Annotated in this window: 9 protein-coding genes; 6 read left to right on the top strand and 3 right to left on the bottom strand. The window is 67.9% G+C overall.

The features are described 5' to 3' along the window. Positions 1 to 101: 101 nt before the first annotated feature. A complete protein-coding gene (locus SYV04_RS11575) occupies positions 102 to 1,784 on the bottom strand; it encodes a hypothetical protein (protein WP_321545753.1) in 1,683 nt (560 codons plus the stop codon). Positions 1,785 to 1,960: 176 nt separating this feature from the next. Here SYV04_RS11575 and SYV04_RS11570 point away from each other — a divergent pair, with 176 nt between their 5' ends. The 5 genes from SYV04_RS11570 to SYV04_RS11555 all read left to right on the top strand — a co-directional run bounded on the left by SYV04_RS11570 (position 1,961) and on the right by SYV04_RS11555 (position 7,311). Beyond that, a complete protein-coding gene (locus SYV04_RS11570; protein WP_321545752.1) occupies positions 1,961 to 4,429 on the top strand; it encodes a WD40 repeat domain-containing protein in 2,469 nt (822 codons plus the stop codon). Then, positions 4,426 to 6,060: a choline dehydrogenase gene (locus SYV04_RS11565; RefSeq protein WP_321545751.1), complete on the top strand. Its 1,635-nt coding sequence runs from the start codon at positions 4,426 to 4,428 to the stop codon at positions 6,058 to 6,060. Before SYV04_RS11570 ends, SYV04_RS11565 begins: the two co-directional genes overlap by 4 nt. Before the next feature lie 194 nt (positions 6,061 to 6,254). Then, on the top strand, positions 6,255 to 6,524 hold the full coding sequence (locus SYV04_RS11560) for a cyclophilin-like fold protein (protein ID WP_321545750.1): 270 nt from the start codon (positions 6,255 to 6,257) through the stop codon (positions 6,522 to 6,524). 38 nt (positions 6,525 to 6,562) lie between these two features. Continuing rightward, positions 6,563 to 7,009 carry a trypsin-like serine protease gene (locus tag SYV04_RS43710; protein WP_422723928.1) on the top strand — a complete coding sequence of 149 codons (447 nt, stop codon included), beginning with the start codon at positions 6,563 to 6,565 and terminating at the stop codon, positions 7,007 to 7,009. Further along, positions 6,991 to 7,311 (top strand): RCC1 domain-containing protein, encoded by a 321-nt coding sequence (locus SYV04_RS11555; RefSeq protein WP_422723927.1) that lies wholly within the window; start codon positions 6,991 to 6,993, stop codon positions 7,309 to 7,311. Before SYV04_RS43710 ends, SYV04_RS11555 begins: the two co-directional genes overlap by 19 nt. 132 nt (positions 7,312 to 7,443) lie before the next feature. Here the strand turns inward: SYV04_RS11555 and SYV04_RS11550 are convergent, their stop codons facing one another. Both SYV04_RS11550 and SYV04_RS11545 read right to left on the bottom strand, forming a co-directional pair. Beyond that, a complete protein-coding gene (locus SYV04_RS11550; RefSeq protein ID WP_321545748.1) occupies positions 7,444 to 7,893 on the bottom strand; it encodes a DUF1801 domain-containing protein in 450 nt (149 codons plus the stop codon). A gap of 839 nt (positions 7,894 to 8,732) precedes the next feature. Beyond that, positions 8,733 to 8,996, bottom strand: coding sequence for a hypothetical protein (locus SYV04_RS11545; RefSeq protein ID WP_321545747.1), 264 nt, complete (start codon positions 8,994 to 8,996; stop codon positions 8,733 to 8,735). A gap of 215 nt (positions 8,997 to 9,211) precedes the next feature. Between SYV04_RS11545 and SYV04_RS11540 the strand changes: the two genes are divergently transcribed. Next, a complete protein-coding gene (locus SYV04_RS11540) occupies positions 9,212 to 12,445 on the top strand; it encodes a PAS domain-containing protein (protein WP_321545746.1) in 3,234 nt (1,077 codons plus the stop codon). The last annotated feature ends 3 nt before the right edge of the window (positions 12,446 to 12,448 follow it).

Here is a 12,448-nt window from a genome sequence, read left to right as displayed (position 1 = left end):
CTTCCGCACAGAGCAACCCGCCGCTCTCAAGCGCTCTCCCTCCGAGAAAGGGGGCAGGGCTTACATGTCGGGACCAAACAATCTGAATTCAGGAACCGCGGCTAGTTGATCAGCTCCTTCACCACGTTCTGGAAGACGTCGCCGCGGGCGGCGTCGTAGGCGGTCCGCAGCGCCGGGTTGTCGATCCCCTGCGCGAAGGCGGCGTGGAACGGCAGGGCGTCCTCGGCCTCCTCCGCCTCTTCGGTGAGGCTGTCCGTCACCCACTCCTGGAGCTGCTCCAGGGCGACGTCCTTGAGCAGTCCACCGCCGGGGAACGGGAGGTCCGGGATCAGCTCGCCGGCCTTGAAGAGGAAGTCCGTGAAGCCCTCGATGGCCTGGTTCTTCTGCTCCAGCTCGTCCACCGCGAACTGGAAGCCGCCCTCCACCGTGCCAATCAGACTGCCCAGCAACCGGGCCCGCTCCTGCGCCTCGATGCTTGGCGGGTTGGCGTTGGCCTCCGCCTCGAGCGAGCTGGCCAGCGCATCCAGCTTGCCCAGCAGCGCCTCCTGGAGCTGCTCCTGGCCCGGGAACGACGGCTCGGAGAACAGCGTGTTGCCGAAGAAGTGCCCCAGCTTCTCCTGCCCCTCCAGGGTCAACGAGCCGGAGTCGTCGGTGTACGAGGCCAGGACCTGCTCGATGTTCCGCTCGAAGAACCTGGCCGCGCCCTCGCGGGAGTGCGGGTTCTCGCCCAGCTGCGGGATGGACCGCTCGAACAGCGCCAGCGACTCCTCGGTCGGCGGCTGGATGCGCGCGGCCGTCTCCAGCAGGTCCCCCAGGGCGGTGCTGGTCTCGGCGTAGCCGAAGCCGCCGTCGTGGTTGATGTTGTCCACCAGGAAGTTCACGTCCTCCCCGTTCTGGGCCAGATAGTCCTGCAGCTCGGTGGGGCTCAGCCCGTTCAGCGCGGCGGCGGCCGCCTGCACCCGCTGGAGATCCTGCCCGCCATGGGCCCGGGCCAGCTCCAGCTCGCGCGTGGCATAGGTGCCGATCAGGTCAGGGTTCCCGGTACGGGCCACGATGTCCGCCAGGCCCTCGTGGGTCTCGCCGAACGAAGCGCCGTAGCCGCCGCCCACCACCCCCTCCGCCAGCTCCTCGTCGGTCACCGCGCCGCTCTCGTAGGCCGCGTTCAGCGAGTTGGCCAGGAGTTGCCGGTCCGCGGTGGAGAGGTTCTCCACGTTGTTCAGCACCTCGCCCGCCAGGTGCGGCAGGGAGAAGAGGAGGTCGTAGAACTCCGCCCGGTCCTCGGCATCTGGGTGCTCCCGGAGCCAGTCGGTCACCGCCTGCGCGTCGCCGGTGTCCACCGCCTCGGCGATGGCCTCCTCCGCGCTCTCCTGCTCCGAGCCGGTGAGGCGAGCGATCTCGGCACTGGCGCCCTCCAGGCCGGCGATGTCACCGGCGCGCAGGAGGGACCTGGCGTCCTTGCCCAGCAGCGTGTTGAGGCGCGCGTCCGCCAGGAGCCCGCCATTCACGGCGAGCCGGTCCTGGATGCTGCCGCCCTCCAGGGAGGAGAGCTGCGAGGCCCGGATGGAGGGGCCCGCGAACGGCGTCACCTGGCCCCGCGACTCACCGGTGAGCGACAACGGGCGGGTGCGGGTGGACGCCGGCCGGAAGTCATCGCTCTGGAGCCGGGCGCGGACCTGCGGGTTCACGGTCACGGTGGCCGGCTTCACAATCCGAGTGGCGGTCTGCAGCTGGGGCGCGGGCTTGGAGAGGGTGCGGAGCTCACGGCTGGCGGTCTTGATCGTCATGGTGTCCTCGGTGGGGGGACGGGAGATGCCTGCCGATACGCACCCCCTTTTCAGCCGGTTACACGCGCATGACGTTTTTTGTGCGGACCCATCCGCACTCCACTTCCAGCGTGAGGTGAGTGCCCGCGATATGACGCGCTTTCCCCTGGCCGCCCCCCCGAGGAGCCTTGCCTCCCATGACCGACGAACTCTCCGCGCTCACCGAACTCCCCACTCTCGAGCGGCTCGTGAAGGCCGAGGGCGTGGAGGCGCTCCTGGCCGCCCTGGACGCGGCGCTCTCGCGCCTTCCCGCGGACGCCCGGGTGCGCAAGGAGGACAGCCTCACGGTCGGGCCGAGGACGCTGCGGATCCTCCGGAGCGCGGTCGCGCTCGATTCAGGCTTCCTGCGTGAGCACCCCGAGGCGCTCTTCCAGAGCCTCTACAACCGCCTGCGCTGGTTCGATGCGCCCGACACCGCCGCGCACTTCACCCCTGAAGGCAAGGGCCCATGGAGTCATCCCGAGGCGCACCTGTACGCGCTCGCCCAGCAGTGGCGGCGCCAGCACGAGGCGCGCGGAGGTGCGCCCTGGCTGGAGTCCCTGTTGCCGCTGCCCGGAGAGCTGGAGAGCGAGGACCAGGTCCTGCCCCACGGCGCGCACGTGCTGTGCGCCGCCTACAACCCCACGGGGACACGGCTGGCCACGGGCTCGTGGGACGATGGGCAGAACGTGCGCATCTGGGACGTGGCCACGGGCCAGTGCATCCACGTGCTTGAGGGGCACGAGGGCGAGGTGCTGGGCCTGGCGTGGAGCGCGGATGGCACGCGGCTGGCCTCGGGCTCGCGCGATCATGACGCACGCCTCTGGGACGCGGAGACGGGCGAGCTGCTGCATGAGATGACGGGGCAGGAGGGGCGGGTGACGTCGGTGGCTTTCAGCCCGGATGGCCGGCTGCTCGCCGCGGCGAACCTCGGGTGGAGGGTGCGGCTGTTCGACGTGGCCTCGGGCGAGGAGGTGCGGACGCTGGAGGGGCATGAGCAGTCCGCGCTGTGCGTGGCTTTCCACCCCTCGGGCCGTTGGCTGGCCACGGGCTCGTCGGACGAGACGGCGCGCATCTGGGACGTGGCGACGGGGACCCAGGTGGCCTGCATCCAGGCGGGGACGCTCGTGCAGGACTTGGAGTTCAGCTCGGACGGGGAGTGGCTCGCGCTGACCGCGAGCGAGGGCATCGCCCTGGTGGAGACGGAGGGCTGGACGCAGGTGCGCAAGGCGGGGGGCAAGGACCCCTACTCGCACGTGGCGTGGCTCGGCACGGCGCGGCTGGGGGTGCTGACCTACAACCGGCTGGAGGTGCTGGACGCACGGAGCGGAGACGTGCTGCGCACCCGCCCCTATGAGTCCGACGGGCACGAGCGCGGTGTGGCCTTCCATCCGGCGGGCCAGCGCTTCGCCCTCACGGCGGTCGACGGCAAGGTGCGCGTGAGCGAGATGGACTCGGAGCCCGCGCCCACCCTGTTGACCGAGAAGGAGCGCGTGCAGAACCTGTGGGGGCGGCCCGAGGGCGAGGTGGCGATCGTGCGGAGGATGGATGCGACGCTCGCCGTGGATGCGCGGGGCCACATCCGCTCTTTCGCTCCTGACTACGAGGAGGCGTACGGGCAGGCGTGGAAGACCAGCCCCCATGACACCTTGCTGGCCTACCCCGTCTCCCTCATGGAGGAGGAGTCCTCGCGCCTGGGGATCCGGCTGCTCGACGTGAAGAGCCTCACGCCGGTGCGGGCGCTGTCCGTCAACCCTGGGGGAGAGCAAGGGGAGAGGGCGCTGTTCCTCGAGGAGCGGCCCATGGCCTTCTCTCCCGATGGCCAGCTCCTGGCGGGCGTGGTGGAGCCGGGGAAGGTCCGGGTGTGGCGCGTGGCGGACGGCGCGCTGCTGCACTCGCTGGGCGGCCATGAGGGCCCCGTCACGCTGGTGGACTTCACCCCCGATGGTACGTGCGTGGTGTCCGGCTCCCCCAAGGGCTCGCGCCTGTTGCTGCACGAGGTGAAGGGCGGCACGGCGGTGGTGGATACCGAGGCCTTGGTGAAGCCCGCGCCCGCCTATGCGGCGGCGGCCCACGCCCCGTGGATCGCCGTGGGCCGGGGCTCGGGGGAGCTCGAGCTCTTCGAGGTGCCGACGGGCACGCGGCGGGTCATCCAGGCGGCGGAAGCGCCCGTCATCGGCGTGGGCCTGTCCGCGGATGGCGCACGGGTGGCGGCCTGCTGCCGGGATGAAGTCGTGCGCATCTTCGACGCGCGGACGGGAGCGCTCGTGCGTGAGCTGCCCCATCCTGCCCTGGCCTTCTCCGTGGCGCTGGGCGAGGGCGTGGTGGTCACCATGGCCAATGATCAGTGCGCGCGCTTCTTCGAGCTCGCCACGGGGGCGCCGCTGCGGGAGATCCAGGCCAGCGTGACGCCTCGGGAGGCCGTGGGCCAGCGGTTCTGGGAGGCCCTGGGGGATGGGCCGTTCGCGCTCTACCGGAGGGAGGAGCCCGAGCCCCTGGTCCACTTCCAGGACGCCATGGAGGCCAGCGTCCTGCTGCGCGATGGGCTCATCGTGGGCCGTGGGCGAAGCGAGCGGGACATGCTGTACGTCCTGAAGCTCCACCTTCCATCGCGAGCCCGCCCATGACCCAGTACGACTATGTCATCATCGGCGCGGGTTCAGCGGGGTGTGTTCTGGCCCACCGCCTCACGGAAGATGCAAACGTGCGCGTGTTGCTGCTCGAGGCCGGCGGCAAGGCGGACAGCATGTTGGTGCGCATGCCCGCGACCGCGAGCGACCTGTTCAGCGTGCAGGGGCCCTGCAACTGGGGTTTCTGGACGGAGCCCGAGCCGCACTTGGAGGGACGCCGATTGTGGTGGCCTCGGGGCAGGGGCTGGGGCGGCTCTTCCGCGATCAACGCCATGGTCTACATCCGGGGTCACGCCCGTGACTACGACGCGTGGCGGCAGCAGGGCCTGGAGGGCTGGTCCTACGCGGAGGTACTGCCGTACTTCAAGCGAGCCGAGACGTTCGAATCTGGGGGCAATGCCTACCATGGGAGCACAGGCCCCCTGCACGTGGCCCCCGCGCGCTCGGCCAATCCGCTCTTCCGCGCGGTCATCGAGGCGGGGCGTGAGGAGGGCTTCCCCGTCACGGACGACTTCAATGGCGTGCGACAGGAAGGCTGGGGCCCCTACCATCTCAACATCAAGGACGGCGAGCGCTGGAGCGCGGCAGCGGCGTACCTCAAGCCTCTCCTGGGCGTGCGGCGCAACCTGGATGCTCGGACGGAAGTCCATGTGACGCGCATCCTGATCGAGCAGGGACGGGCCGTCGGCGTGGAATATGCCCAGGGCACGCGGCGCGAGCTGCGGCAGGTGCGGGCCTCACGCGAGGTGATTGTCTGCGCGGGCGCGGTGCAGACGCCTCAGATCCTGCAACTCTCGGGCATTGGCGATCCCTTGCAGCTTCAGGAGGTCGGGGTGCCGGTGGTGCATTCCCTGAAGGGGGTGGGCAGGAACCTGCAGGACCACTTCAACGTCATGGTGGCCTACGAGTGCCCCCAGCCGATCACCGGTTACTCGGTCCGAAGAGGCCTCCGCAAATACCTCCTGGCGTTGAACTACCTGCTGCGAAAGCAAGGCTTCGGGCGTCACAACTTCCTGGAGTCTGGCGCCTTCCTGAAGTCACGGCCCGAACTCGATCGGCCGGACCTGCAGTTGCACGTGGTGCTCTCCATCATGCGAGACCACGGCAAGGTGAGCGTGGACAAGGATGGTTTCACCCTGTACGTCTGCCATCTGCGTCCCGAGAGCCGCGGCGAGGTGCGGCTCCGTTCGCGCGATCCCTTCGACACTCCGGCGATCCGCGCCAACTACCTGGCGGCGGAGGGAGATCGTCGGGCGCTCCGAGAGGGCGTGAGGATCACCCGTCGGGTGGCCTCGAGGAGCGCGCTGGATGGCTTCCGCGGGGCGGAGTACTCGCCAGGCCCGCGGGTCCAGACGGATGAGGAGATCGACGCCTGGGCGCGGCGCGAGGGCGAGACCCTCTACCACCCAGTGGGGACCTGCCGAATGGGCACGGCGGACGATCCGTTGGCGGTCGTGGATGAGACGCTGAAGCTGCGAGGGCTCGAAGGGCTCCGAGTGGTGGACGCCTCCGTCATGCCAACGCTGATCGGCGGGAACACCCATGCCCCCACCGTCATGATCGCCGAGAAAGCTGCTGACATGATTCGAGGCCGAAACGCGCTCCCGCCGGAAGCGCCGAGTGCGTGAGCCGAGCAGCCCAAGTTTCACCCGCACGCTGTCTCGCGGCGCGCCTCAAGTGCGCGTGCGGGTGTCGGCGGATGGCCAGGCGTACAGCTTTTGAGCTTCCGCGGGTGGCCTTGCACCCTTGTTCTGTCTGGATGCGGCGCGGTGAGTGGGCGGATGCACGTGCCGCTTGCGCAGCTTTGGAGAACGGACATGAAGTGGCTCATCGTGACGCTCGTCGGGCTCCCGGTCCTCGGCCGGGCGTACGCCGTTACCTGCCGCGCAAGCTGTCCACGAAGGGCGCGCCCGCGAGCTCCGGTGGCAAGGCCGGGGCCATCACCTACTACGCCCCCTGGGGGAACCTCGCCCTGTTCTACAAGGACTCCGACCCTGCGAGCGGGCTCATCACGCTCGGAACGCTCGACGGCGGTGTCGAGGCCTTGAGGAAGCCCGGTCCCTTGCAGGTGAGATTCGAGCGTGCCGAATAGGATCGGCCGCATGTGCCCCCAGTAGGCGGTGGGTCTCCATGGGCCTGAAGTGGCTGGCCTTGGGCCTGCTGTGTCCGGCGAGTGGGCGAGTGGGCGAGCGGGCTCAGCTCACGGCGCTCACGGTGCCTGCTGGCCACGTCTGTCTGCTTGAACTGTTCACGAGGGGCACCGTGTCACGATCTTCAAGTGCTTTCATTGGGTTCAGCTGTGCTTTCGCCTGGCTCTTTCCCGTGGCCATTCCAGAGGCGAGCGCTCAAGCCGGCGTGGTGGAGGAACCGCTGCTCTCTGGAACCGCCACCACCGCGCGGCCCGAAGTGGGCCAGTTCCTGACCGGAGGCGGCGCATGTACGGGCACATTGATCGCGTCGCGTTGGGTGGTGACTGCTTCACACTGCACCCAGCACCTCTCGCTGTTCTTTCCCGGTGGAACGAGCCCCGCGACCTTCGGAGCACCAGCCGGACGCCGGTGCAGACGAAGAACCTGAGCGGGGTGGCCTTCGTGGCCGCTGGCGCCACCCATGCGATGGCCGTGAAGTCGGACGGCACCGTGTGGGCCTGGGGCTCCAACGAGAGGGGCCAGCGGGGCAATGGCGATGCGTACGATCTCTACACGCCCAAGCAGGTGCTTGGGCTGAGCGGAGGCCTGAAGCTGGCCGCTGGCGAGCTGCACTCGATGATGGTGGGTTCGGATGGAACCGGCTGGGCCTGGGGCTTCAACGACGATGGGCAGCTGGGCAATGGAAATCCCCTGTACATCCCGCTCCCCATCCAATCCCTGCTGAACTGAGCCTCACTCCGCATCAGAAGGATGGGAGGACTGGGTGCTGGCCGAGGGCAAGTCCAGCACCCAGGTCGCCCGGGACCTGGGCCGGATCGTTGCGCTGGCGTCCTGGGGGTTCCACAGGGGGATACCTTTTTCTTATCCGTACTTCTCGCTCATGTGCTTCCACGAACGCGTGGCCAGTTCGCGCAGCACCTTCTGATCCACGTCGGCGAGTTTGTTGATGTAGAGGCAGCTCTTTCCGTTCTTGTACTTACCCAGCTTTTTCATCAGCGGATCGGACGCGAGGAAGTCCGGCACGATGTAGAGCACGGTCGCGCCCTTGCGTGGGCTGAAGCCGATCTTCGGCCAATCCGCCTCGCCCATCGTGTTCGTGTATTTGTACGAGCCATAGCCGATAATCGACGGCCCCCACATCGCGGGCTTCTCGCCAGTGACCTCGCGCAGCAGCTTGTCGATCGCTTTGGCGTCCGCGCGCTTGGCGTCGTCATCGACTGCGGCGATGAATTCGGCGACTGAGGCCTTGTTCTTCTGCGTTTTGACTGGGGCCTTCTTGGCTGGCTTCTTGGCGGCGACTTTCTTGGCCATGAGCGTTCCTCCCGACTCGGGCGCTTCACGCTACGCAATCGCGTGCGAGAGCGGAAGCGTCAGGCGCGCGCCGCACCGGTCCGGTCGAACCCCCACCCTCGCTTGAGCAAGGCGCAAGGGACCCCGGGCGTGCTCAAGATGGGGCGTAGGCCGATCGTCATGGGTGGTTCCCAGGGTGAGCGCTCGCGGCAGGGTTCACTCGCCGGGCTGTCCGACATGGGACAGCCCACGCTTCGAGCGTGAGCTCCGCGCGCTGGTGACTGGCTACCTCGGCGTACGTCGCCCATTGCCTGTCCAGCCGTGCCCGCCCCGCGAACGCACCCGGCGTCGCCGCACACGCACGACATGACGCTGGCAGCGGACATGTGCCGGCTCGTCCTTGCAACTCTCGCAGCGCACCCGCGCGAAGGCGTGCGCCAGAGCGGCTGCTCCGCCTCTCATCCGGCTCGCCGCACTGCCCGGCAATCTGGCGCGCCTCGGCACGCTGATCGAAAGGTGGACCTGGCGAAGAGAACAACGCCCAGGTGCGCTGCCGGGACTGTAACCTCAAGAAGGGCGACAAGGACCCGACACCCGAGGAAGCACAGTGACCGCCTCTCGTGCAGATGACCTGGTCAAGGTCGTCGTCAAGTTGGTGTTGAAGCCAATCCTGGATGAAGGTGAGGCACAGGAGCGCTGGGGCTACGAGGAGGCGTGTCTTCCCTCGACATGACGGTAGAACCGGTTATGCGATCAGGATTGGGAGGCCCCGAAGCGCATAGGGCGAATAGGAGGCGGGTTGAGGGAGAGGTTCCAACGAGAGGGTTCCCGCTACCTTGAGTCAAACCCTCTCTTGTCGATTACCCTGGGTCGATGGACAGCTCGTCCACCGCTGAGCGCACCAGCTCCAGAAACTTCTTCTTCCGCTCCGAGGCGCTCGTCTTCGCGGTGAACGAGGCGCCTCTCTCCACGCTTCGCCCCAGCTTGCGTCTGACCTTCAGCCCCATCCAACCATCAAGGAGCACCAGCTCGATGTGCCACGTGTTCCGGCTCAGGTGCAGCTCTTCGAATGCGAGAGCGACAAGTTCATCTTCCGTGAACTGAGTGTTTGTTCGTCTCGGCATCCTTACGCGCTCCGTCTCACGCTGAGCCCAACCTGCGGCTTTCGTGCTCCACTTCACGTGGTACACAAGCGCGGAGGGTACCGAAGGCCAACCGTTCGGTCGCTCGGGTGCTCCGAGAGCGCCCCTTGTCCTGTGATTCCGTCGCCTCTTGACCCCGGTCGCCGCGAGATAAACGTTCGCCCGAATGAGCTGAAGCGTGAAAGGGTCCGTGACTGATGGATTCCGTCTCTCAGAGGCTCGCTGGAACTTCCGCTGCTTCGCTCGTTCGCGAGCAGAAGGACCAGATCCTCCAGCGCTGGGAGCAGCGGGTGCTGCGGGAAATCTACGCCTCAGGTGCTCAGGACCGCCCAGCACTCATCGACTCCCTGCCGGACTTCCTCGAGCAACTGGCCTGCACGCTGACGGCCCCCACCTCTTCGTCCCAGGCGGACCACAACGCCCAGGTGGCCAGACTGCACGGAGAGGAGCGCTCGCGGCACCCGGACTACACCCTCGGTCAGCTCATCCACGAGTACCACGTGCTGCGCGAGGTGCTCGTGGACACCCTCGCGCAGCAGCAGGGGCTCGCCCCGGAGGCCCTCCGGATCCTCCATGCCTTCATCGATCAGTGTACCCGTGAGGCCGCGACCCGCTTCGCGGAGCGAGCCCAGGAGAAGCTCGGACGCATCGAGCAATCCGCCAAGGCGAAGGAACACGAGCTCGATCAGCTCTTCGCCCGTTCCGCCGGACCGATGGTTTTCTTCTCCGGCCCGGACTTCGTCTACGAGCGGGTGAACGCTCGCTACCTCGAAATACTCCGGGACCGTCACATCCTGGGCAAGCCCGTCATGGATGCGGTGCCGGAGCTCTCGACCTCCGAGTTCCCCACCATCCTCAAGAGTGTCTTCGAGACGGGCAAGCCTGTCTTCGTCTCGGAGGGGCGGGTCGACATCCAGGACAAGCAGACCGGGGTGGTCCACCCCCGCTATTTCGATGCCTGGTATTTCCGCATCGAGGACTTGGAGGGAAAACCCTCGGGCATCTTCCACTCCGCCACGGAGGTGACGGAGCGAGTTCTCATCCGTCAGGAGGCCCAGCGCACCGCGCAAGCCCTGCGCATCAGCGAGCAGCGCCTGGCGGAGGCGCTCGCCGTCTCGGGGGCGGGCACGTGGGAGGTGGAGCTCGGCACGCAGGAAGTCCTGGCGGACCGCCGCTTCCGCGAGATGTTCGGGCTGACGCAGGACGAGCCGTTCAGCCTCGCGAAGGGGCTGGCCATCATCCACCCCGAGGACGCTCCCACCGTCGCGGCCGCCGTGGCCGATGCCATCGCCGGCAAGAATGGAGGCCACTACGAAGCGGACTACCGCACGGTGCCGCGAGCGGACGGGCGCTACCAATGGGTGGCCGCACGGGGCCAGACGTACTTCGACGCCCACGGAAAGGCGCTGCGCTTCGTCGGCACGGGCGTAGACATCACCGCGCGCAAGCTCGCCGAGGCCGAGCGCGAGGCGGTCCTCGCGCGCGAGCGGGCGGCCCGGGCAGAGGCCGAAGCCGAGCGGCAGAAGCTCTACAGCCTCTTCATGCAGGCGCCGATGGCGATCTGCATCCAGGAGGGCCCGGAGCACACGTACACGCTCGCCAACCCCCTCTACCGGGAGCTCGTCGGAGGGCGCGACGTGGTGGGCAAGACGCTGAGGGAGGCGTTGCCCGACATCGAGGGACAGGGCTTCGACAAGCTCCTGGACGGAGTCCTCACGCAGGGCGTGCCCTTCTTCGGCAAGGAGGTGCCGGTGAAGTTCGCCCGTCACGCCGAAGGCGAGGCCGCCATCCTCAACTTCGTCTATGCCCCCATGCGCAACGCCGCGGGGCAGGTGTATGGCGTGCTGACGGCGGCCACCGACGTCACCGAGCAGGTGCAGGCGCGGGAGGTCGCCCTGAAGGCAGCGGAGAAGCTTCGTGAGAGCGAGCAGCGGCGCGCCCTCGCGCTGGAGGTCTCTGGAGCGGGGACCTGGGAGCTCGATCTCTCGACGCACCAGTTCATCGCGGATGAGCGGATGCGAGTCCTCTTCGGCCTGAGCCTCGACGAGCCGTTCGACCTGAAGCGCCTGCTCTCCATTCTTCCTCCGGAGGAGGCAGCGGTCGTGGAGCGCGGCACCGCGGAGGCGCTCGCGGGCAGGAATGGAGGCGCTTCGGAAGCGGAGTACCGCACCATCTTCCTGCCCGATGGCAGGCGGAGGTGGGTCAGCGCACGGGGCCAGGTCTACTTCGATGCCGCGGGCAAGCCTCTGCGCTTCCTCGGAACGGTCACGGACATCACCGCCCAAAAGGATCTGGACGCGGCACGCACGAGCCTGCTGGCCTCCATCGCCGATCAATCCGTCTTCGGGGTTGCCGTCTTGCGCGGCCCGGAGTTGCGCTTCGAGCTCGCCAACGAGGGTTACCGCAAGAGTGTCGGCAACCGCGAGGTGCTAGGCAAAGGCTTGCTGGAAGCGCTGCCCGAGCTCGCGGGGCAGGGGGCCGACGTGCAGCTCCTGGAGACCCTGCGTACCGGCAAGGCATTCACGGGGCGCGAGGTGCGCTACTGGATCGACTCCGAGGGCAAGGGAAGGCCGGAGCCGCGCGCCTATAACTTCACGTGGCAACCCATCCGCACGATGGAAGGCAAGATGGATTCCATTCTCGTGCTCACGCATGATGTCACCGAGGGCGTGCGCGCGAGAGAACGGGAGGCGGAGCTCGCGCGGGAAGCCCTCGCGCGGGCGGAGTTCGAGCAGCACCTCATTGGTATCGTCAGCCACGACTTGCGCAATCCCTTGAGCGCCATCCAGCTGGGCGCCACCCTGCTGAGCCGTCGGGAGGATATGGACGGACGCGCGCTCAAGGCCGTGGTGCGCATCCAGACGTCCGCCGAGCGAGCCATCCGCATGGTGAAGGATCTGCTCGATTTCACCCAGGCGCGGGTGGGCGGGGGGTTCCCGCTCACACTCCGGCCCATGGACCTGCACGAGCTGATCCGGAGCACGGTGGAAGAGGTGGAAATCGCCCACCTGCCCCGCGAGGTGCAGGTGCGGAGCAGTGGAGACGGGCGGGGCACGTGGGATGTGGATCGCCTGGGGCAATTGGTGCAGAACCTGATCACCAATGCCCTCAAATACAGCCCGGAAGACACTCCCGTGCGAGTCACGACACGCGGGGAGGACGGCGAGGTGATGCTGTCCGTGCAGAACGAGGGGGCGCCGATTCCACCCGAGCGGTTCGCGCGGCTCTTCCAACCCATGCAGCGTGGAATGGAAGGGGTGGACAAGGCGACCCGCAGCGTGGGGCTCGGGCTCTACATCGTGCGGGCCATCGTGGAAGCGCACCATGGCGACATCACCGTCTCCTCCACGGAGGAGACGGGCACGACCTTCACCGTGCGGCTGCCGCGCGTCGTCCCAGCCGCTACGGTCACGAGGCTCGAGGAGCGCTAACTG

The sequence above is a fragment of the Hyalangium ruber genome, from assembly GCF_034259325.1.
Classification (GTDB): Bacteria; Myxococcota; Myxococcia; order Myxococcales; family Myxococcaceae; genus Hyalangium_A; species Hyalangium_A rubrum.
This window is presented reverse-complemented; position numbering and strand designations above follow the sequence as displayed.